The following is a 22,104-nucleotide window of genomic DNA, read 5'->3' as shown; positions in this document are numbered from 1 at the left end:
CGAATCGTTCGCTACGTCGCTGCCGCCGCCCAGCGAAGTGCCGGCCTCAAGGAAGAAGACTGCCGCGACCCAGCAGTTCGACGCGGCACGGCTTCCGTCAGCATCCCGTCGGCGGGATCGGCGACACTCCCGGCGTTGGCGCGGCACCCGACGCATTGGCCGGTAACACTGTCGCAGGCCACGCCAGGTTCATCGAAACCCCTTCCATGCAGGCGGAGCTGTTCGGACTAGGCACGACGGCATTTGGATCAATGCCAGTCCCGCCGGCCCCGCTGGTGTCCTCCAGGATCGTCCCAGGCACCGGATTGGCCGGCACTTGCGGGATCGAGAGCGGCAGAGACGCAGCACTCGTCGTCTGCCCTCCAGGCGTTGAACTGCAGGTGACTGTCGTTCCCGCGCCCGCGGGCGCAGCCGCAGGAATTGTCCCCGTGGAGCTGCTGATCTGCCCCATGACCGGAAGTACTGGAGCCACACTGCCCGGCATCGGCAGGCCCGTGCTCGACACGACCGGTATCGCCGGCGCCAATGCCGGAGAATTCGACGGCGGCGCGCAGACAACAACCGTACCCGGCGTCGTCGGATTAGAGGCGAGCGGAACCGGCGCCAGCGTCGTATCGGGTGCGCCGGGCTCGGTCGTTGCGGAAAACGGGCCAGGGCTGTTGAGCGGCGAGATGACGACAGCCCCCGGCACGGTTGGAAGACTCATTGCCGTGCTCCCGGTCGTTGCCACCTGGGCGTCGCTGGGACAACAGCCCAGCTGCAGGACAATCAGCGCGGCGGGTACGATCCGGATCATGCCCGTGCCCCTAGCTTGCGTCCTGCTTGCGAATGGCGACCTTGCTGCCCTCCGCCAGATTGATCGCCGGATTGAGCACGACCTGCTCGCCAGGCTGCACGCCGTCGCGGACTTCGACCGACGTACCGAAATCCCGCGCGATCGACACCTTCTGCAGATGAACGGTGCCATTCCGCACCACCACGACGTGAAGTCCGTTTTGATCGAAGACCAGCGCATCGGACGAAACCGTCATCGATGGGGTCTTGCGCGGGATCGACAGCTCGACCGTGCAATAGATGCCGGGACTTAAGGCTCCATCCGGATTCGGGACGTCGATCTCGGTCAGCAGCGTTCGGCTTCCCGGCTGCAACGCGGTTGCGATGCGCGTAACTTTGCCCGGAAACGTCCGGTCCGGAATCTCGGGGACGCGGATCTCGGCATCAACGCCCGGCGCGACTCCGAAGGCCTCGTCCTGTGGAACGAACACCTGCGTTCGGATCACGTTGGCATGCATCAGCGTGAACATGAAGGTCGATCCGGCCTGTACCAGGCTGCCATTGTCCACATTACGCTGCGTGATCACGCCGTCGAACGGCGCCACCACGCGCTGGTACGCCTTCTCCTGCTGAAGAACGCGAATCTGCGCTTCCTGCGCCGTGATATTCGATTGGGCCACATTCACGGCCGCCTGCTGGGCACGCAGTGTGAGACGGTCGTTGTCACCCTGCTGTGCCGTCAGCCAGCCCTGCTTGACCAGATTGCCATCCCGCGCATTGGTGACGTCGGCAAGCTCCCGGCTCGCCTGCGCCTGCTGCAGCGAGGCATGGTTCTGCGCCAGCGTCGCCTGGGCCTGCGCGATCTGCTGGTCGAGCTCCGGCGCGGTGATCTCCACCAGAAGGTCGCCCTTCTTCACCCGATCGCCGATATCCACGTAACGCTTCTCGATATAGCCGCTGGCCCGCGCGAAAATATTTGCCGCCTCGAATGCCGTCGTCGTCGCAGGCAAGGTGACCTTCATGATGTCGCTGCTGGGTCGAACCGTGGCCACCCGAACCTCCGGAACGGCGGTCCTGCTCTTCTCTGTCACTGCAGCGACGTCGCGCGCGGCCTGATAGTGCCGCCAGCCGCCGATACCAAGACCGCCTGCGAGCAGCAGGAGCACACCACCTCCGAGCAACACGCCGCCGTAGCGGCGCTGCGGCCGCCCGCCCCTTCCGGGCAATTCCACGATCCGGCAGCTCTCCGCATCAGATCGGTCCCTTGCGTCGTCATCATTGGTCCGCTCGCCAACATCGCTCATTTCGGTATCTCCTCGAATACGCCGTGATGAGGCCTGCCATCGTTGCGCTTGCGCAGCATGGCGAAGAGATAGGGCACGATCAGCAATGTCGTCGGCGTTGCAAACAGCAGCCCACCAATAACGGCACGCGCGAGCGCCGCGTTCTGCTCCTCGCCCGGGCCTCCGATCGCCATCGGGATCATGCCCACGATCATCGCGGCGGCCGTCATCAGGACCGGACGGATTCGCGTGCGACCCGCGCTCAACGCAGCCTGGAGGGCCGATTGCCCCTTCAGCTGCTCGTCACGCGCGAAGGTCACGAGCAGGATCGAATTGGCGGACGCAACCCCGACCGCCATGATCGCGCCCATCAGCGAAGGCACGTTCAATGTCGTTCCCGTGATGAACAACATCGTCACGATACCGCAGAAGGTTGCCGGCAGCGCCAGGATGACGACGAAGGGATCGCCGAAGTTCTGGTAGTTCACGACCATCAACAAATAGACCAGGATGGCAGCAAACAGCAGCCCGATCCCGAGATCGCGAAACGACTGATGCATGCTCTGGATCTGGCCCAGGACCTGGATCGAATTGCCGGGCTGGAGCTGCTTCTGCAGCGTCGCGGTCACCCTGTCGATATCGGCTGCGACGCTGCCGAGATCGCGGCCCTGGACGCTCGCATAGACGTCGAACACCGGCTGGACATTGGCCTGGTTCAAATTGGTGGGCACGGTGCCCCGCTTGAACGTTGCGACGTTGCTGAGCAGGCCCGGGACTGTCTGCCCGCTTGCAGCAAGCGAGGCCGAAACCGGTGTGTTACCCAAAGCGTTGAGCGAATTGGCCCTGTATTCGGGGGTCTGCACAGCCAGATAGTACGGGATGCCTGACGTCGGATCGGTCCAGAAATTGGGCGAGACCTGGGCGGACGAGCTGAGGCTGACATTGATGTTTGTCGCAACCGTGCTGGCATTGAGCCCGAGCTGCGCAGCGCGGGTGCGGTCTATGTCAGCGTAGAATGCGGGAGCGTCGACCTCCTGCTGAAGATGCGCATCGACGATCCCGGGAACTGCCGCCAGGCTCTTCTGCGCCTGCTTTGCGACCGCCAGATTGTTGGCGCCGTAGCCGGCCGTCCGGACGTCGATCTGCGCCGGCAGGCCGAAGTTCAGGATCTGCGTGACGATGTCGGCCGCCTGAAAATAGAACAGATCCTCGGGAAATGCGGATGGCAGCACCTGGCGCAACTTCTTGACATAATCCGCGGTCGGCCTGTGTCCGTCCTTGAGCGACACGAGGATGGTGCCGTCGTTCACCCCTATCGTCGAACCGTCGGTGAATGCCAGATTATAGGGGCGCGCCGGCAGTCCGATATTGTCGACGATCAGTGCCCGGTCCTTGTCCGGAATGACTTCGCGGATCTTGTCCTCGACCGCCTGGAAGATCGCCTCCGTGTGCTCAATGCGGGTGCCGGCGGGTGCGCGAACATGGAGCTGGATCTGACCACCGTCGATCAAGGGGTAGAAGTCCCTGCCGACGTAGATGAACATGACGCCCCCGAGAGCCAGCATCAGCGCGGCCACCACCGGGACGATGCTCCGGCGCCGAAGTAAAACCATCAGGAGATCGGAATAGCCGTCGCGCAGCCGCTCAAATCCACGCTCGAACATGGTGGAGGCCCTCGCGAAAATCCCGGACGGACTCTCGTCCTTGGAATGGCGCCGCTCGCCCTTCAGCAGCAGACCGATCGTGATCGGTGTAAGCGTCCGCGACAGCCCGTATGACGCCAGCATCGCGAACACCACCGCCAGACCGAGCGGAGTGAAGAGGTACTTGGCCGGTCCCTGCAGGAACACCACCGAAGTGAACACGCAACTGATCGCGAGCGTAGAGACGAGCGTCGGCACCGCGATTTCGGCTGCGCCATGCAGCGTTGCGTCCGACAGCGGCATCCCCTCCTCCGTCCAGAGCCGATGCGTGTTCTCGATCGTCACCGTCGAATCGTCGACCAGTATGCCGACCGCAAGCGCGAGTCCCCCCAGCGTCATCGTGTTGAGGGTCTCTCCCAGAAAATGCAGAACAACGAGCGAGGACAGCATCGCGAGCGGGATCGAGATCAGGACGACGAGCGTCGACCGCCACGATCCGAGAAACACCAGGATCATCAGCGCCGTGAGGCCCGCCGCGATCGCGCCTTCCCGCAGCACGCCGTCGACCGAATGGGTGACGAAGACAGATTGATCGAACAGCTCATTGATCTTCAGCCCGGCAGGTGCCGAGGCCCGAATCGACTTCAAGGCTTGCTTGACACCGTTGACGACCGCAAGTGTCGAAGCGTTGCCGTTCTTGATCACGCTGAGCAGGACCGAACGATGGCCGTCCTCGCGCACGATGTTCTGCTGCACCTGTGATCCATCGCGGACCTGGGCAACATCTTTCAGCAGGATCGTGGCGCCATTCGCGAACTTGACCGGGATCATATTGAGATCCTTGATCGAGGCCGGTGTCGCATTGGTTCGGACGGTGTACTGGGTGTCGCCGATCTTCGCCGTGCCTGTCGGCAGCGTCAGGTTCTGGGTATTCACTGCATTGACGATGTCGAGCGGCGTCAGTCCGCGCGACAGCAGCTTGTTCGGATCGATGTCGACCATGATCTGACGATACTTGCCGCCCGCAGGCGTTGGCAGCGTCACCCCGGGGACAGGAGCCAGCTGCTGTCGGATCCGGTAGATGCCGAAATCGTATAATTGCTGTTCGTTCAGCTTGTCGGACTCGAGGCTGAGCTGCAGCACCGGCACGCTCGAGGCATTGAACTGCACGATGACCGGCGGCTGAATACCCGGCGGCATCAAGGCGCGGATGGCGTTCGTCGCCGAGACGATCTGCGAGATCGCGAGATCGAGATTGACGTCCGGCTGGAAGTAGATCTTCTGAACCGACAAGCCGTTGAGCGTCTGCGCCTCGATGTTCTTGATGCCGCTGACATTAGCGCTGATCGAATACTGGCTGTACGTGCTGACACGCTGCTCCATCTCCGGGGTGGAGAGGCCGGTGTAACTCCAGATGACGGTGACGACGGGAATGCGGATCTCGGGAAAGACGTCCGTCGGCATCGACCAAATCGCGATGCCGCCGAGAAACAGGATCAGCGCCGCAAGCACGTAGAACGTATGCGGAAACCGCAGCGCGAATCGAACAATTCCCATGATGACTTCCGCCTGAAGACAATTGCGCCTAACTTCGAACAGATGATGACGAGCCGGCATCCGTTCAAATGAAAACCAATTCAGGACGTCTTGCCGGAACGACTGCGCTCGGCCGCGTCCATCACCGGTTCTCGATCGCTCAGAGAGACGTGAGTTCTTCCGGAGTGGATTCCGTAACGCCACGAGAATAATCACGCGGCGCGGGAGATACGCGTCCGGGCGATTCGAAAGCGCACGCCGCATTCTGCGCCGCCAGTACCGCGGCCCGTCTGACCCTTGCGAATGCGCAGATCTCGATCTGCCGGACCCGCTCGCTCGAGATGGAGAGTTCACGACCAAGCTGTTCGAGTGTGCGGGGGTGCTCAGCCAGCCGCCTCGCCTCCAATACGCGCCGCTCGCGCTCCGTAAGGATATCGAGTGCCAGGCGCAACGCGCTGGTGCGACGCTCTGTCTGTTCCTGCTCGGCGATGACCGTCTCGGCGTCGATTGCATCGTCAACCAGCAAGCTCTGCCACTCGGCTCCCTCCTCGTCGCCTCCAACGCGCGCATTCAGCGAGAGGTCGCCGTTCAAGCGGGAGTCCATCTCGATCACGTCGCGCGTCGCAACGTCGAGCCTCCCGGCAATCATCCTGGCGGCCTCCGGGGTGAGGCCCGCCATCTCACCGCCTGTCGCTCTCCTCATCTCGCTGCGGAGCCTGAAGAACAGCTTCCTCTGGGCCGTCGTCGTACCGATGCGGACCAGCGACCAGGACCGCAGGATGTACTCGTGAATGGTTGCTTTGACCCACCACACTGCATAGCTGGAAAACCGCGCGCCGCGACCGGCCTCGAAACGGGAGGCCGCGATCACGAGCCCGAGATTTGCTTCAGCAATGAGATCAGCCAGCGGAAGGCCATATCCCCTGTAACCTCGCGCCAACCTTGCTGCGAGGCGGAGGTGACTGGTGACGAGCACGTTGGCGGCGTCAGGATCCCGCGTTTCCTGCCAACGACGTGCCAGCCGCTGCTCCTGATCAGGCTGCAGCAGATCATATCGCCTGATGGCTGCTGCGTAGGCATTGACCGCGCTCGCCGACGGAGTTCGGCCGAACGTCGAGGTCTTGGTTCTCACGATCACGTGACGAGTTTGCATCCACTGCTCCCGCGCTCGAACTTGGCGAGTCAGCGTAGGAGGCCTTCGCGCGGAGCTGCCACTAAATTGGACTTGAGAATCCTGAATTCGTTTTCAGGCCGTCCGAGAGTCGGGCATCGCCGCCAACGTCACGTCCAGTTAAGCCTCGCGTGACGCGCGATTCGGGGAGGTGCTGGGGCGCGGTCCCTTTGCTCCTGTCGAGACAAGGATCTCGACCCTCCCTCCGGGGGGCGGGCAAATGATCAGCCTGAAACCGTGAAGCTTGACGATGGCAGCCACCAGGCTCAGTCCCAGTCCTACCCCGGGCGTGTGGCGCATCTTGTCGGAACGATAGAAGCGCCGCAGCACGGCCTCACGTTCCTGCTCGTTGATGCCAGGCCCGGTATCGCTCACGCGCACGAACGCGGTCTTGTCGGTCGACACCAGCTCGAGCCTGACCATTCCGCCCGCGGGCGTGAACTTGACGGCATTGTCCACGAGATTGGCGACCGTCTCGAATAGCAGGTCGCGATCGCCCCATACCTGCACCTTGCGATCGATGGCGACGCCAAGCGCGACGTTCTTGTCTTCGGCAATGGGCTCGTAGACGTCGCAGACCTCGCGCAGGATCTCGTCGAGCGCGACATCGCCGAAACCGGCCATCCGGCGGTTGTTCTCGATCTCAGCCAGACGCAGCAACGCGGTGACGATTGCGAGCGACTGATCGATCCCGGCGACCGCCTTGTCGACGACCTCATGGAGTTGCTCCAGCGTGGCCGCGTGCGTGCGGCCTCTCTCCAGCGCCAGCCGGGCACGGGTGAGCGGTGTCCTGAGATCATGAGCAATGTCGTTACCGACGCCAGTCAGGGCGTTGATCATCGTCTCCATTTCGTCGAGCATCCCATTGACGATGCCGGCCAGCCGCGCGAACGGATCATCCACATTGTCCTGTGGTAAACGCTCGCGCAGATCACCGGCCACGATCCGCCGGACCCGCTGGTTCACTTCCTCCACGCGCCTCTGGGCACGGATGCTCAAGCACGCTCCGGCCAGCAGGCAGAGGCAAAATGCCGGCAGCAGGCCGAGCGCGAGAGCCTGCCCCACGACACTCGATATCTCGCGCGTCTCATCGACATTTCTCCCCATGACCAGGATGGCTCCGCCCTCCAGGCGCCTGGCCGCCGCCCTGACAACCGGATCGTGGTCAGTCGATTGCGTGATGCGATCGAGCCGCACCCCCTGCACCACCCCGTCGAGCTCGAGCTCCTGCGGCACGCGCTGGATGTTGCCGGCAAGCCGGGCTCCGGCGACGTCGAACAGTCCCGCGTACTGCACGCCCCTGGAGTCCTGTTCGAGGTGATCGGTGATCGCGTTGACACGGCGGGCCGAAGGCAGCCTGGCCAGGAAGTCGATCTGCGTCGTGATCATCCGATCCGACCGGACGATCAGATAGTCATCGATCTTCCAATAGATGAACGCGAACAGCCCGACCACGAACAGCGCAAAGGCCGCCGCCACCGCCAAGGCCCAGAGAAACGTGTTCGAACGAATAAAGTGGAACTGGCGCATCGGTTCGACGCTCGATAGTCGTGCATGCTGCGCGATTTCGGGAGTGACCGCCGCAGCTATTGGCGCACGCGCAGCAGGAATCCCGATCCTCGAACGTTATGGATGAGTTGCATCTCCCCGGGGCCGTCGACCTTGTGACGGAGCCGGCCCATATGCACGTCGATCAGGTTCGTGGTTGCAGGAACGAATTTATAGTTCCAAACCTCCTCGAGCAGCATCGCACGCGTCAACAGCTGGTCGCTGCGACGCATCATGTATTCGAGCAGGCGGAACTCGCGCGGCAGCAGATCGATCTCACGCTCGCCGCGCCGCGCGGTCCGGTCGATCAGGTCGAGCTCCAGCGGCCCGGCGCGCAGTGTGGTTTCTCGACTGTCGGTCGGACGGCGCAGCAATGCCTCTACGCGAGCGACGAGCTCGATGAGCGCGAACGGCTTGGTGAGATAGTCGTCTCCTCCCATGCGCAAGCCGCGCACCCGGTCATCGACCGCGCCGAGAGCGCTCAGCACCAGGACGGGCGTTCCGACCTCGTCCTTGCGCAACGCCTCGATGACGGTCAGCCCATCCATTCCGGGCAGCATGCGATCGACGATCAAGGCATCTGGACATGACGAGCGCGCCCGATCGAGACCATCGATGCCATCGGGCGACCACTGAACCTCAAAGCCACGATCCGCAAGCTCGGCGATGACCGACTCGGCGGTCTCGGCGTCGTCCTCGATCAGAAGAATCCGCGTCATTGTCCCGGTCCCACCTCCTGCGAGGCGCTTCGGCCTGCGGCGCCGAAGCATGGGTTCGGCGGCTCTTGTCGTCATATTCCACGCCCATTGCGCCCGAAGGCGCCGTGCTGAGCCTGCATGCGATGAACCGCTCGCCCTGCGGGGACATAGTCCGGCTCAGGATGGAACACCACTAAATTGCAATTCAGGAAGCCTGGGAGGGCGGCCTGCGACGGTGCGCGAGCAGAAAGGTGTGCTGTCGTCGTGGTCATCTCCCATCTCCGTCCGGGACTCGCGATGCACCATAGATATGTTCTCGATGGGTCCGTCGTTACGCGCAAAAATGGGATTCTGCGGCGAACATTGCGGATTCGCACGATCGTCGCCGCCATGCGAATAGCGATCACGGGCCGTTGAACTCCGGTGAGCAATTCGTGCGTTTTGTTGGGTCGCGATCGTCCGCACCTCCTTGGAGAGCCGGCTTGGTCTGCCTGCTGTCATCAAAGGAGAAGCCACAATGTCTACCCTCAAGCTCTTGTCGACCGGATTGATCGCAGTCGCCATGCTGGGAGGACCTGTCATGGCACGCGAACGGCATGCCGTCGTGCGGCCGTCCTCCATGGAAGCCAATCCGGCCGCATCGAACGCATCCCTCTATCGGGATGGTCGCGCCTGCGTTCCGGCGCCGCGTGTTGGCGCATTTGCGACGGCGCCGTGGACCGGCGACAACGTCCCGTGTGAGCCGGGCACCGGAAGCTTCTGATCGCTACGGCTTTTGCGGCCGACCGGGCACCTCGGTCGGCCGACCGCATCACCTTGCCGATCGGCCCTCGCCTTCCTGAAACCGAATTTAGTGGGATTGACCAGCGCGGTTCCTATCTTCCCTTCATCACGTAGCTTGGCGACACCACGACGCCGAAGCGAACTGCAGGGATCGCCGGGCACCTTGATAGAAAAGGAGTGCTCCCATGAAACGAGTATTGATGATTTTGGCCACAGCGGCACTTGCCTCGACCTTGACCGTCGGGGCGGCCGAGGCACGCGGCGGCGGTGGCGGAGGCGGCCACGGTGGTTTTGGCGGCGGCGGCTTTGGTGGCGGCGGCTTTGGTGGCGGACATATGGGCTTTGGCGGGGGAGCGCATTTCGGCGGCATGGCCCATGCCGGCGGGTTCGGCGGAGGATTCCACCCCGGCGGGACCGCGGCATTCGGTGGCGGACAGCGCTTTGACGGAGGCCATCTCGGTCTCGGCGATCACATCGCCTCCCGCGGCACAGGCCTCAGTCACCAAGCACTGCATCAGTATGGTCGCTATCGGTCCGCGTATGGATTCTACGGCGCCTATCCCGACTGCTACGACTGGTACGACCTGCATCCCAACGCGCCGTTGCCGCTGAGCTGCGGCTGATTTGCGAGCGCAGGCCCCTGCCTTCGGCCCGGATCTGGCCTGAGCCGATCCGGGCCGAGGGCCTCCTGACATTCCTTGCGACGACCGCCGCGATCAACGCGGCGGAGACACCTCAGAACTGCACACCGCGCGTCAGGGCACCGTCGACGACGAGGTTCGTTCCCGTGATGAAGCTCGCGGCACGACTTGCGAGGAATACGACCGCGTTGGCCATCTCCTGCGGGGTCCCCATCCGGCCCGTGGGATTGAGCGCAAGCGCCGTCTTGTAGAGCTCGGGATTGTTGTCCTTGATCGTGTTCCAGACCCCGCCTTCGAAATAGGTGTTGCCCGGCGAGACCGTGTTGGCGCGAATGCCCTTGTGTGCAAGCTGATTGGCGAGACCTTGCGTGTAGTGGATGATGGCGGCCTTGAAGGTGCCGTAGGGGCCGGCCGCGAAATCGACCTCGCGCCCGGAAACGCTCGATATGGCGACGATCGCACCGGCGTCGCTCTTCTCGAGATAGGGCATGGCCGCATTCACCAGCCGGACCGTGCCCATCATGTCGGTCGAAAATTCCCTCGTCCAGCTTTCATCGTCCTGCCCGATAGCCAGCGCACTCACATTCGCCACGACGACGTCGATCCCGTCCAGTTTGGTCGCCATGTCGACCACCCAGGCCCTGAGCGCCGCACCATCGGCAACGTCGACCGAGGCACCAAAGGCGGCCACGCCTTTGGTCTTGAGCGCTGCAACAGTGCTGTCGACATCCGCCTGATTGCGCGCACAAATGCCGACATTCGCGCCCTCCGCCGCAAAGGTCTCGGCGATCGCGCGACCGATCCCCTTGGTGCTGCCGGTGACGAGAACCTTGGCGCCCGAAAGTCCTAGATCCATGATCGGTTCCTTTTCTTTTCCTGCAGTCTCGCACGTTCAATGGTTATTCGCCACCGCCCTGACCAATCCCCGATAGCTGTGCGGCATCCGCATCGAAACGAGATTCTTTCGGCGCACGACGTTGGTCGGATAAACGCTGTCGAGATTGGTGGTGTCGACCAGAGCCGTGGCAAGGCCCGTATCGTCAGCTGCAATCGCCTCGCGGCGCGGAAACTCGAAGGTATCGGGGCCGAAGACGCCGCTGAGGCCGGGATAGCCGTGTTCGGGATCGAACACATTGGCAAACGCCAGAAACACATTGTTCTCGCCGGCGCGGACGCGGAAGTGATGCCAATGATGCGGATCGGCGCCGGTCGGAATCGGCGCCGACTGCTGGACCGCCGTCCCCGCATGTGGCGATCCAAAGGGGCCCTTGACTGCTGCGCAGCACGCGATGACGTCGCAACCGCGAAGCGCGAGCACCCTCCCCGCTTCCGGAAATGCCGCATCGTGGCCGATCAGCAGGCCGATGCGCCCGACAGGCGTGTCGACGACAGCCCAGTCATCGCCAGCCGTGGCCCAGCTCCGCTCCTCTTCCGTCAAATGCGTCTTGCGATAACGCGTGATCCTTCCATCCGGCGTGAACAGGCAGGCGCTGTTGTAAACGGCATCGCCCGAGCGTTCGGCTATTCCACAAACGATGTAGATCTCGAGCTGCGCAGCGAGCGCGTGCAGACTGTCCGTGGCAGGTCCCGGTATCGGCTGGGCCGATTTCGCCGAACCTGCCAGGCCGGTGACCGCGAGTTCCGGGAATACCACGAGATTGGCACCGTCGGCCTTGGCCCGGCGGGCAAGATTCGCGATCGCCTCGAGATTTCCTGAAATGCTGTCACCAGGTGCGAATTGGGCCACGCTGACGCGCGAGCGCATTCCGTCAGGCCAGGGCTCGTGACCATAGAGCCCGAAGAACGCGCGCGGATTCCAGCTAAAGGTATCGGTCAGCAACTCCGGATACAGCTCGGGCCGACGCTGAACGAAGACCGGCTCACCGAGCACGCGGCGCGCACGAGCCATGTCGAGATCGATCTCGGCCAGAGCGAACCCGTCGCCCTTGTCGAGGACCGTGACCACCTCGCCATCCGGCGCGATCACGCAGCTCCCACCGCTGAACTGGACGGTGCGCTCCAGCCCCCAGCGGTTGCTCTCGATCACGTAACAACCGTTCTCGAAGGCCCGGCTGATCCAGTAAGGCGCCGGCGTCCGCTCCGCGAGCCAGTTGGAGATATGGCAGATGACATCCGCGCCCCCCAGCGCCATCAGTCGCGCGGTTTCCACGAAATGGATGTCCATGCAAATGAGGAGTGCAATCCGTCCGATCGGCGTATCGAAGACCTGGTTGTGCAGGTCGCCAGCCGCCGCCCATTTTGGCTCCGAGATATAGGGATGGGTCTTGCGATGGCGGCCGACGATGCCATCGGGCCCGATCAAGACGGCCGAGTTGAAGTAGATGTCGTCCTCGTCGACTTCGGGCATGCCGACCACGAGGTAGCAGTCGTACTTGCGTGCCAGCGCCGCGAAGCGGTCGGTGGTCGGCCCCGGAACCTTCTCGACAAAGGGCCGAACCTCGGCCCGGTTGAACCAGCAATAGCCCGTGGTTCCCATTTCCGGCGTGACGATGAGCTTCGCGCCGGCCGCCGCTGCCTGTTCGCAGAGTTCGAGCAGGCGCGCGATGTTGCGCTCCTTCTCGAACATGGTCGGCTCGAACTGGACAGTGGCGACCTTGTGCACGGACGGCATGATCGACATCCCCCCGTTAGCGCAAATAGGATTTCTTGATGGAGGCGCCGAGCGTGTATTTCGGATCGACCATGTTGCCGAGACGCACCCGTCCGGCCTGGGTCAACAGCATGTAGGCGTCGATCTCCTCGAAACCGTAGTCCGCCGCCATCCAGCGGCACAGCTCGCGATAGGCAATGCGCGCGGCATCCTCCATCGGCCGGGCCGAGCCGATGGTCATGATGAAATCCTTGGTCTCGAGCCGTGGCCAGGCGATCGTCCAGCCTTTGATGAGATCGACCTGGACCGTGGTCACGGTCGGATGCTCGATCGCGACGCCGCAGAGTTCGCCGTCCCCCTGCGCGGCATGGCAGTCGCCGAGATAGAGCAGCGCGCCCTTGGTGTTGACCGGCAGATAGACGATGGCGCCGACGCCGACGTCCGGCAGGTCCATGTTGCCTCCGTAATAATCGGGGACGAGCGAGGAGATCGCCTCGATCTCCGGCGACGTTCCGATCGTGCCGATGAAAGGCTCATAGGGCAACGTGATCTTGTCGTTCCATTTGGTGCCGGTCTTGGCGTCGATCTCCAGCTTCTTGACCCGTTCTGGCAGCGCCGGGTTGAGCAGCGCGGTCTGCCCCGTGCTGACGAGGCCGCCGAAGTCCGGCATGACCACGGTGGTGCCGCACGGCTGCGGCCCGCGCGGCACGATGCTCTCGATATAGACCGCGAGCGTGTCGCCCTTCTCGGCGCCGTTGACGTGGATCGGTCCATTCTGCGGATTGAGGAACGGAAAATTGAGAATCTTCGACGGGCTGTCGGTTTCGTGCTTGATGGCGCCCTCGAAGGCGTCGTGGGTCTCGGCGGAGACGAGCGCTCCAGGATCCACGGTCAGCACCGGATTCACGTAGGGGCCGTAGACATAGTGATACTTGCCCTGCTCGCTTTCGGTGATCGTATACGAGGTGCCGCGCTCTCCCTTGGCCACGCCCTTGCGAGCCATGATCGAATCTTTGTGCCAGGACATTTTCTTTTCTCCTTCTGTCGTAGGGCAGCGTTCAAACGGCGAGATGGCGCCGCATCTCCGCTTCGTCGTCGAGCGCTGCGCGATCGAGATTTGCGACGATGCGGCCCTTGTCCATGACGTAGCAGCGCTGCGCCATGGCGCGGATCATGTCGAGGTTCTGCTCGACCAGAATGATGGTCACGCCCGTGCTGCGGTTGAGCTCGACCATGTTGCGCGCGATATCCTGGACGATGTTGGGCTGGATACCTTCCGACGGTTCATCGAGCAGGATGAGATTGGGGTTCGCGATCAAGACTCGTCCTATCGCGAGTTGCTGCTGCTGGCCGCCGGACATGGTGCCGGCGCGCTGGTGCCAGCGTTCGGCGAGGATCGGAAACGCCGCGACGATCCTGCGTCGGCCCGCTTCGGGAATGCCGCCGCCCTTGATCGCGGCGCCGACCGCGACGTTCTCGCCGACGGTCAGTCGTGGAAATACGTCGCGTCCCTGCGGCACATAGCCCATGCCGAGGCGCGCCCGCTTGTGCGCCGGCAGCGATTCCACCGCTTCGCCGCGATAGACGACCGAGCCGCTCATCGCCGGCACGAGGCCGATCAGGCTCTTCATCAGCGTGGATTTGCCGACGCCATTGCGCCCGATGACGGCGACGATCTCGCCTTCGCGTACCTCGATCTCGAGGCCCTGGAGCACGGGCTTGCCGCCATAGCCGGCGCGCAAGGCCAGCGTCGAGAGGATGACCTCCTTGCGCGGCACATCAAGCATGGGCCTGCCCCAGATAAATCGCCGCCACGCGCTCATCCGCCACGATCTCGTCGATCGAGCCCTGCGCGAAGACCTGGCCGAGATGCAGCACCGTGACACGCTGGGCGACCTGGCGGACAAAGGCCATGTCGTGCTCGATCGCGAGCACCGTCATGCCGTCCGCATTGAGCCGCTGCACCATCTCTCCGGTCAGATGGGTTTCCTCCGGCGACATGCCGGCCGTCGGCTCGTCCAGCAGCAACAGGCGCGGCTTCAGGCTGATCGCCATGCCGATCTCGAGCCATTGCTTCTGGCCATGGCTGAGATTGCCGGCCGTCTGGGCCTGCTCGGACCCGAGCCCGAGGAAGGCGAGCAGCCGGTCGATCTCGGCTTCGAGCTCGGCGCCGCGATGACGGATCTGAAGTGCGATCTCCAGGTTCTGGCGGACCGACAGACCCTTGAACACGCCGGGCACCTGGAATTTGACCGAGAGGCCGCGATGGATTCGCGCAAAGGATTTCAGAGAGGTGATGTTCTCCCCGGCGAAGACAATTTCGCCGCTGCCGGGATGATGCTCACCCAGAATCAGGCGGAACAGCGTGCTCTTGCCGGCGCCGTTCGGGCCGATCAGGCAATGGATTTCGCCGGTCTGAAGCGTGAGGTCGACGGCGTTGGTGACGTGCAACCCGCCGAAATGCTTGTTCAGCTTGCGCAGTTCGAGCAGCGACATCAGCCGGCCCTCTGCGTCAGGCGGGCGACGAGCCTGCCGAGCCAGTTCATCGCCCCGAGCACGAGGCCGTTCGGGGCGATCAGCACCGTGAGCACCAGCAGCACGCCCATGAACACCAGCGCATACTGGCTGCCATAGATCGTGAGCGCCTGGAACGCGGCCAGCACCATCAGCGTGCCGATCACGGTCGACGTCAGGTCGCTGCGGCCCCCGACAGCGACCCAGATCAGCGGCAGCGCCGCCGCCGTCATGCCCATGCTCGAGGGCGTGATGTACTGTCCCCACACCGTGTAGAGCACGCCGGAGAGCCCTGCGAGCGCCGCGCCGATGACGAAGGTGATGAGCTGGTATTTGCGCACGTCGTAGCCGAGCATCTCGGCCCGTTCCGGATTCTCCCGGATCGCGACAATGACGTTGCCGAACGACGAGTTCATCAGAATGCGCAGGCCCAGATAGACGAAGATGAGAAGTCCGAGCACGAAGTAATAGAGGCCGACATCCGCGAACAGCACGATCGGCTCGCCCGGCCAGGGGATGGTCAGCGGCGGCATCGCGCTCATGCCGTTGAAGCCGTTCAGTCGCGCACTGCCGATACGCCACTCCGGCCCTGCGGTCTGGGCCATGAATCGCTCCAGCATCAACGTCACGGCGAGCGTAACGATGCCGAGGAAGACACCGGCGATGCGGCCGAAGAACATGAAATAGCCGAGCAGGATCGCGAACAGCGCAGCGATCGCGACGGCTACCACCAGCGCCACCAGCGTGAAGCCGTAGGCCGAGCCGAAATTGATGGTGAGGATGCCATAGCCGTAGCCCGCAATCCCGAAAAAGGCGGTCTGGCCGAAGGACAGCGAGCCGCCATACCCCCAGATCAGGCAGAGGCTGAGAGCGATGAAGACCCAGACGAAGAAGTAGACCGTGTTGCCGACGGTGTAGCCGTCGCTCACCAGCGGATACGCCAGTGCGGCAGCGAGCACGACGGCGAACAGGCCCCAGAAAGCCGGACCGCGACCGACGGTCTGCGGTCCTTCGAGACGGCGAAACAACGAGAGAAAACCGGTCACGACGCCATCCCCCGTCAGGTGCGCTCGCGCAGCACGAAGCCGGAAATGCCCTTCGGCAGCACCCGGACGACGATGATCACCGCGACCAGGAGGCCGATCTGGCCGAACAGCTGCCCCTGCCAGGACGTCATCCCCGACTTAACGATCGCAAGCAGGCCGCCGGCAGGCGCCGTGCCGAGGAACACGTCGGCGCCGCCGATCACCACGGTGACGAACGCTTCCATGATGAAGGTTGCTCCCATGGTCGGCACCAGCGTCATGGTCGGCGCGTAAAGGCCGCCGGCAAGTCCGGCGAGCCCCGCGCCGCAGGCGAAGGTGAGGCTATAGATCAAACGCGTATCGACACCGAGCGCCGCGGCCATGTGCGGCACCTGGATCGTGGCACGCGCCAGCACGCCGAAGCGCGTCCAGTTGAACAGGGCATAAAGCCCCGCCAGCACACCGAGCGCAGCGCAGAACAGCACGATGCGATAGATCGAATAGGAGTAGTCGCCGACCTGAAAGCTGCCGAACGGCGTGCCGACGCCCGCCATGGTCGAACCGACCATGATCAGCGTGCCTTGCGTCGCGATCAGGCTGAGGCCCCAGGTGGCGACGATGGTGTCGAGCGGCCGGTCGTAGAGATGGCGGATGACCACCAGCTCCACCACGACGCCGACCAACGCCGACACGATGGTGCCGGCGAGGATTCCGAGCGGCAACGGCAGGCCGGCATGCACGGTGGCGGCCGTCACATAAGCGCCGCACATGATGAACTCACCATGGGCGAGATTGATCACGCCCATCATGCCGAAGATCACCGCGAGCCCACAGGCCGAGAGCACCAGGAACGCGAAAGCGTCGCCGAATTGATAAAGCGCAGAGAAGACGAGGGTCGCAAGGTCCATGAAACAACCAGAATGTGGGAAGGCGCGAGACTGTCGTCGCAGATATTCGAGGGTCGCCCCGGCGTGCCGGGAACGCCGGGGCAACCAGCCGCCGTCACGGTTTCGGCGGGGGATTCGACGGCGTGTACTGGGCCATCGGATCCTTCTTGGTCAGATCGCAGCCGGCCTCACCCAGCCAGTACGGCTTGATGTCTTCCCAGACTTTCGGGAAAGAGATCGCGTGATCCGCACCGACCTTGGCGAGATAGATCGTGTGCGACATGTGCTGGCTCTTCGGGTCGATGCAGACCTTGCCCTCCGGCGCGTCCATGCAGACGTCGCCGAGCGCGATCACCTTGCGGATGTCCTCGCGCTTGGTCGACTTCGCGCGCTCCACCATCTGCTTGTATAGATAGACGGCGAGATAGGAGTTCTCCGCCTCCTGGTTGACATAGGGCTCGCTCGGGAACTTCGCCTTGAACTTGGCGTAGAACTCCTTGCTCTTCGGCGAAGAGATCTCCTCGATGTAGTTGGTGGTGACGTACATGTCCTTCAGGCTCGGCGGCTTGAAGCGCTTGTGCTCGTAGCCCTGGCCGACGTTGACCGAGGAGGCCATCGGCAGGTTGACGTTGGCAGAGGCCGCCTGCTCGTAATAGGAGGCCTGCGCGGTGCCGACCAGCAGGGTGACCACGAAGTCGGGCTTGGCCTTCTGGATGTTCTGGATGCTCTGGGAGAACTGCGACACGCCGAGCGGGATGAACTCCTCGCCGGCCATCTTGCCCCCGTTCTCCTTGACGATCTTGCGCACCCATTCCGCCGAGATCTGGCCGAAATTGTAGTCGGCCGCGAGCGTGTAGACGTTCTTGCCGTACCTCTCCATCATGTAGGGGATGAGCGTGGAGAACTGCTGCTCGGGCACCGCGCCTGTCACGATCATGTGGCCGTCACAGACACCGCCTTCGTACTGGTTGTTGTAGAATGCGAAGCCATTGAACTGGTCGACGATCGGACGGTACGCCTCTCGCGAGGCCGACGAAAAGCCCGCGAACACGACGTCGACCTTGTCGCGCTGGAGGACGCGCCGCATGAACTCCTGGTAGCGGGTGTTGTCGGATTGCGTGTCGTAAGCGACGAGCTCGAGCGGCCGGCCCATGATGCCGCCGGCCTTGTTGATTTCGTCGGCGGCGAGCTGGATGGCGTGGACCTTGCCGATCGTCGCTGCGGCAAAATCGCCGGACTGATCTTCAAGCACGCCGAGCTTGATCGGATTTTCCGCCGCGAGTGCCATTTGTGGTCCAAGGGGTGATCCGAGGACAAGCGTCCCCGTGAGGGCTGCGGCACGCAGCCCCCGCAATACAGACTTGCTCATTTTTGCTTCTCCTAGATGGCCTGCTTATTGCCGCCTTGCAGCGTGATGCCGGTTGTGCGGCCGGACGTATCGGGCGGCTTCGCCCGCTTGCTCATAAACTCCTCGCAATAGAGTTCCATGTTCTGCCGCGCACGCATGCTGTCGCGCCGGAGCTGGGAATAGGCTCCCTCCTCGTCGAGGCCGTCTTGCTGCATCAGCAGGACGACCGCCCGGATCACCGCGCGCCGGCCGCGGCGGCGCTCCTCGAGGCCTTGAAGGCGCTCATACATCTCGGCGCGCAGCAGGAACTGGTTGATGCCCATGAACAGGGACGTGTAGACCGCGCCGCCATGCACGGGCTTACGCAGGAACGAGGTTGCACCGAGATTGACGAGCGCCTTGAGCCGGCTCGGCGCTTCGACGCCGACGAGGCCGATCACCGGCACCGGCGGCAAACGTGAGCCGGGATTGACCTCGATCGCTACCGCGCCTTCGAGATCGCCGTCGATGAACAGGATGTCCCGCTCGGCCTGAAGGCTTGCGACGTCAATCTGCGCACGACCGTCGATGATCTCCGGATATTCGGTGGAGACGCCAAGCTTGGCCAGCGTCGTTTCGAGCGCGCTCTCCCATCCGCCTCGCCGGGTGACGACGATGGCACGGCCGCCCTTGAAGTTCTGTAGCAGTCGGGAGCTCATGATTGCACCACCTTCAAAAGCGGAGAGCGCATTGCGCTGGCAAAGCGCGGCGACGACTGAACGAGATAGGGATCCGGTGCGATTGGCTCGCGCGATTCCAGCAGCACTTCGAACTGCCCGCTGACCGTCGACCGGCCGATCCGGGGCGTCAGCCAGGCATGGAAGGTCTGGCGGTCGATGCGGACCTCGCCTTGCGGAGCGCGCAGCCGCTGGTCTGCGACGGCGGCGCGTACCGTGCGGGCGTCGTCCGTGCCGGCTTGTGACAGGGCCGCGCCGAGCAGCTTGACGGCGATGTAGGACGCTTCGGCGTCTGCCGACGAGACCGGTCCGTCCGGAAAGGATGTGGTGTAGGCGCGAATGAAGGCGCCGTTTTCCGCCGAGTTCAGCGAGGAGAAGTAAACACTCGAGGACAGATGTCCGTCGACAGCATCCGGGCCGATTTCCGGCAATTCCGGCTCCGACAGCGTGCAGCTCGCGACCGGGATTTCAGCCGCCTGATCGATGCCACGCGCACGGCAGGCGGCCCGGAACGCCCGGAAGAAGGCGTAAGCGCTGGTGCCGATCAAATTGTTGAAGACGAAGTCGGGGCGCTGATCGATGATCGCCGCGATCACCTGGTCGACCTCGGTATCACCGACCGAGAGATACCGCTCGGCAAGCACGGTGCCACCGCGCGCGGCCAGCGCCTCCCGGAAGATGCGATTGTTTTCCCAGGCCCAGATGTAATTGGAGCCGACGCAGAAGGCGCGCGAGCCGACGCGGGATGCCAAATAATCGACGAGCGGCAGCACGTGCTGGTTCGGCGCCGCGCCGGTATAGATGACGTTGTCGGAGCTCTCGAATCCTTCGTAGTGAGACGGGTACCAAAGCAGTCCGTCGAACTTCTCGAAGCAGGGGATCACTTCCTTGCGGCTCGACGAGGTGTAGCAGCCGACCACATGCCGGACGCCGGAACCGAGCAGCTCGAGGCTGAACGAACGATAGCTCGCAAGGTCGCCGGCCGGGTTGACCACGACCGGCTCCAGCGCAATGTCGTCACGGCCCGCATTGATTTCGCGAAACGCGAGCAGCGCCCCGTTCAGCATCGAGCGCGCAACGACGCTGTAGGATCCCGTCGTCGACAGCATCACGCCGATCCGATAGTTCGTCCGCGCCATCACTCGTTCCAAAACAAAAAAGCGCCCACCGGCTGTTAAGCCGAGGGCGCCCTCGCCGCCAACTGAGCACGCCAAATCAGCGTGATGTTGGAAATGGTTGAAGCTCGTTGCGTTGACGGGCTGAACTGCCCAACGCTTGCATGATACGGTCGTTGAGATCAGTTACGAAGTCAAGCGCGTTATTGCAGCGAAAGCTGCCGCGATTCATATCGTGGTGCAGCAAAACTATGCAGCCGAGCCAAGGGCGCCGCTTCGATGCGGCGGAGACACCAGGGCACGCCTGGCGTCCGGTTTCCGGCGGGCTATTGAAAGCTGCGTGCCGAGCTGCCAGGAGGCCCACGCCCAGCCGAGAGCATCGTCGCTTGCCGCACGAACGACGGATGTCTCTGCCAGCTGTCGGTTTCGTTGGGGCGAGTGAACTTCAGCTGCCTTGGGGGCCCCGTCTGGTATCGAGCCGCCTCTGCACGATCTCATCCCGAGACCAAGCCCAAACGGCTCTGGGATTTAAGAATTTGGTAACGATACGAACGTGGTTGAGCGCGTTAATGCAAATCGCACACCGCCGGTGTCTCGCCCGTAACGACCCTGCTATAAAGCGTAGCCACGGCTCGATCGACTTCGCGAATTATCCGGTTTCCCTGATTGCGCATGAACAAACTTAGCAACACGTTCGACATCGTCATCGAGCAGGCGTTCGACTTTCTGTCTCCGGAATATGCCGAGCTGTTTGATCGCTCGGCCGCCACTGCGTTCCAGCATCCGATCTGGCTGCACAGCCTCTACACCAGGCTCGCTTCGGATGCGGGTGCGACACCTCTGGTCGTCGTGGTCCGCCACCGCGCGACGGGCGCCCTTGCGATGGTGCTGCCCTTGCTCCGGATCCGGCGCGGCCCGATCCGAACCGTCGAGTTCGCCGACCTCCGCGTCTCCGACTATCTGGCGCCGGTTTGCAGCCCGAAAGTGTTCTCGCAACTGCTCGATGACGCGGACGCATGCGCGGAGATTCGGCGCCTCGTTCGCCCTTTCGATCTGCTCCGGATCACCAAGCTGCCCGACGGGCGGCTTCCGATCGAGAACCTCCTGGCCGCATCCCGCCGCGTATCGATGGACACCAACGCCTACGCGACGGTCCTGGTCGCGCCGTTCGAGCAATGGCGGGCCGGTGCGATCGATCGCTCCTATCAGAAGGAGCTCGCAAAGAAATATCGTCAGCTCCAGAAGAAGGGCGCGCTGAGCTTCTCATGCTGCAACGACAGCGCCTCCGTGCTCGAGGCGATGGACGTGATGAGGAAGTTTCGCGGTCCGCGCTTTCAGGCGCAAGGCGACGGAGATCTGCTCCAGCGTCCCGAATATTTCGGCTTCTATTCCGACGTGGCCCTTCGTGGGCTCGGCTCCTTTGTGCGTCTCTATGCCATGAAGATGGACGGCGAAGTGATCGCCGCCGTGCTCGGCCTCTGCCATCAGGGCAGCTTCCTCATCATCATGAGCGCCTTCGACATTGCCGGGTACAAGAGCCAGTCCCTGGGCGCGCTGATGTTCGAGCAGGTAGCGCGGGATTGCATCGAGCGCGGCGATCAGATGCTCGATTTCACCATCGGTGACGAGCCATACAAGAAACTGTTCGGCGGACAGCCCTCGCCGATGTGGGCGATCACGAAAGCCGGCAGCACCGCAGGTGCCATCGCCCTGTTCGCGCTAAAGCAGGCTCCCTGGCTCAAACTGGCGGCCAAGCGGCTCTCGGATTTGCGGCTCCTGCCCGCCCGCACCTCGACGCCCACGCGCTGAAA

18 protein-coding genes are annotated in these 22,104 nt (G+C 63.4%); 3 read left to right on the top strand and 15 right to left on the bottom strand.

What is annotated here, in order from left to right; translation table 11 throughout:
• Window positions 1-806: 806 nt before the first annotated feature.
• From XI04_RS05410 to XI04_RS05390, 5 genes are all read right to left on the bottom strand, one after another.
• Window positions 807-2,078, bottom strand: coding sequence for an efflux RND transporter periplasmic adaptor subunit (locus tag XI04_RS05410; protein ID WP_271623536.1), 1,272 nt, complete (start codon window positions 2,076-2,078; stop codon window positions 807-809).
• The gene (locus XI04_RS05405) at window positions 2,075-5,257 is read right to left on the bottom strand and encodes an efflux RND transporter permease subunit (protein WP_152103185.1); all 3,183 of its coding nucleotides are present in this window, start codon (window positions 5,255-5,257) and stop codon (window positions 2,075-2,077) included. The genes XI04_RS05410 and XI04_RS05405 overlap by 4 nt, the downstream gene beginning before the upstream one ends.
• Before the next feature lie 139 nt (window positions 5,258-5,396).
• Window positions 5,397-6,389 (bottom strand): RNA polymerase sigma factor RpoH, encoded by a 993-nt coding sequence (gene rpoH / locus XI04_RS05400; protein WP_271608133.1) that lies wholly within the window; start codon window positions 6,387-6,389, stop codon window positions 5,397-5,399.
• A gap of 138 nt (window positions 6,390-6,527) precedes the next feature.
• A complete protein-coding gene (locus XI04_RS05395) occupies window positions 6,528-7,937 on the bottom strand; it encodes a sensor histidine kinase (protein ID WP_038970480.1) in 1,410 nt (469 codons plus the stop codon).
• Window positions 7,938-7,993: 56 nt separating this feature from the next.
• Window positions 7,994-8,674, bottom strand: a complete 681-nt coding sequence (locus XI04_RS05390) for a response regulator transcription factor (RefSeq protein ID WP_028142513.1) — start codon at window positions 8,672-8,674, stop codon at window positions 7,994-7,996.
• 496 nt (window positions 8,675-9,170) lie between these two features.
• Here XI04_RS05390 and XI04_RS05385 point away from each other — a divergent pair, with 496 nt between their 5' ends.
• Window positions 9,171-9,416 (top strand): hypothetical protein, encoded by a 246-nt coding sequence (locus XI04_RS05385; protein WP_028142512.1) that lies wholly within the window; start codon window positions 9,171-9,173, stop codon window positions 9,414-9,416.
• A 205-nt stretch (window positions 9,417-9,621) separates the two neighbouring features.
• Window positions 9,622-10,059, top strand: a complete 438-nt coding sequence (locus XI04_RS05380; protein WP_271608134.1) for a hypothetical protein — start codon at window positions 9,622-9,624, stop codon at window positions 10,057-10,059.
• A 112-nt stretch (window positions 10,060-10,171) separates the two neighbouring features.
• Here the strand turns inward: XI04_RS05380 and XI04_RS05375 are convergent, their stop codons facing one another.
• From XI04_RS05375 to XI04_RS05330, 10 genes are all read right to left on the bottom strand, one after another.
• Window positions 10,172-10,933, bottom strand: coding sequence for an SDR family NAD(P)-dependent oxidoreductase (locus XI04_RS05375; RefSeq protein ID WP_038947974.1), 762 nt, complete (start codon window positions 10,931-10,933; stop codon window positions 10,172-10,174).
• A gap of 36 nt (window positions 10,934-10,969) precedes the next feature.
• Complete coding sequence (locus XI04_RS05370) at window positions 10,970-12,709, bottom strand: nitrilase-related carbon-nitrogen hydrolase (protein ID WP_038970512.1); 1,740 nt, start codon at window positions 12,707-12,709, stop codon at window positions 10,970-10,972.
• Between the two features lie 16 nt (window positions 12,710-12,725).
• Entirely contained in the window at window positions 12,726-13,715 is a 990-nt protein-coding gene (locus XI04_RS05365) for an acetamidase/formamidase family protein (protein ID WP_271595168.1), read from the bottom strand.
• A 31-nt stretch (window positions 13,716-13,746) separates the two neighbouring features.
• Entirely contained in the window at window positions 13,747-14,475 is a 729-nt protein-coding gene (locus tag XI04_RS05360) for an ABC transporter ATP-binding protein (RefSeq protein WP_038947972.1), read from the bottom strand.
• A complete protein-coding gene (locus XI04_RS05355; RefSeq protein WP_038947971.1) occupies window positions 14,468-15,184 on the bottom strand; it encodes an ABC transporter ATP-binding protein in 717 nt (238 codons plus the stop codon). The genes XI04_RS05360 and XI04_RS05355 overlap by 8 nt, the downstream gene beginning before the upstream one ends.
• Entirely contained in the window at window positions 15,184-16,248 is a 1,065-nt protein-coding gene (locus XI04_RS05350) for a branched-chain amino acid ABC transporter permease (protein WP_038947970.1), read from the bottom strand. Before XI04_RS05350 ends, XI04_RS05355 begins: the two co-directional genes overlap by 1 nt.
• 14 nt (window positions 16,249-16,262) lie before the next feature.
• Window positions 16,263-17,135 carry an ABC transporter permease subunit gene (locus tag XI04_RS05345; RefSeq protein WP_028142504.1) on the bottom strand — a complete coding sequence of 291 codons (873 nt, stop codon included), beginning with the start codon at window positions 17,133-17,135 and terminating at the stop codon, window positions 16,263-16,265.
• 94 nt (window positions 17,136-17,229) lie between these two features.
• Window positions 17,230-18,483 (bottom strand): urea ABC transporter substrate-binding protein, encoded by a 1,254-nt coding sequence (locus tag XI04_RS05340; protein WP_271623535.1) that lies wholly within the window; start codon window positions 18,481-18,483, stop codon window positions 17,230-17,232.
• Window positions 18,484-18,494: 11 nt separating this feature from the next.
• A complete protein-coding gene (locus XI04_RS05335; protein ID WP_028142502.1) occupies window positions 18,495-19,160 on the bottom strand; it encodes an ANTAR domain-containing response regulator in 666 nt (221 codons plus the stop codon).
• Window positions 19,157-20,317: a transporter substrate-binding domain-containing protein gene (locus XI04_RS05330; RefSeq protein WP_028142501.1), complete on the bottom strand. Its 1,161-nt coding sequence runs from the start codon at window positions 20,315-20,317 to the stop codon at window positions 19,157-19,159. Before XI04_RS05330 ends, XI04_RS05335 begins: the two co-directional genes overlap by 4 nt.
• Window positions 20,318-20,965: 648 nt before the next feature.
• Between XI04_RS05330 and XI04_RS05325 the strand changes: the two genes are divergently transcribed.
• Complete coding sequence (locus tag XI04_RS05325) at window positions 20,966-22,102, top strand: GNAT family N-acetyltransferase (RefSeq protein WP_028142500.1); 1,137 nt, start codon at window positions 20,966-20,968, stop codon at window positions 22,100-22,102.
• The last annotated feature ends 2 nt before the right edge of the window (window positions 22,103-22,104 follow it).

The organism is Bradyrhizobium sp. CCBAU 11430, assembly GCF_028128855.1.
Classification (GTDB): domain Bacteria; phylum Pseudomonadota; class Alphaproteobacteria; order Rhizobiales; family Xanthobacteraceae; genus Bradyrhizobium; species Bradyrhizobium ottawaense.
This window is presented reverse-complemented; position numbering and strand designations above follow the sequence as displayed.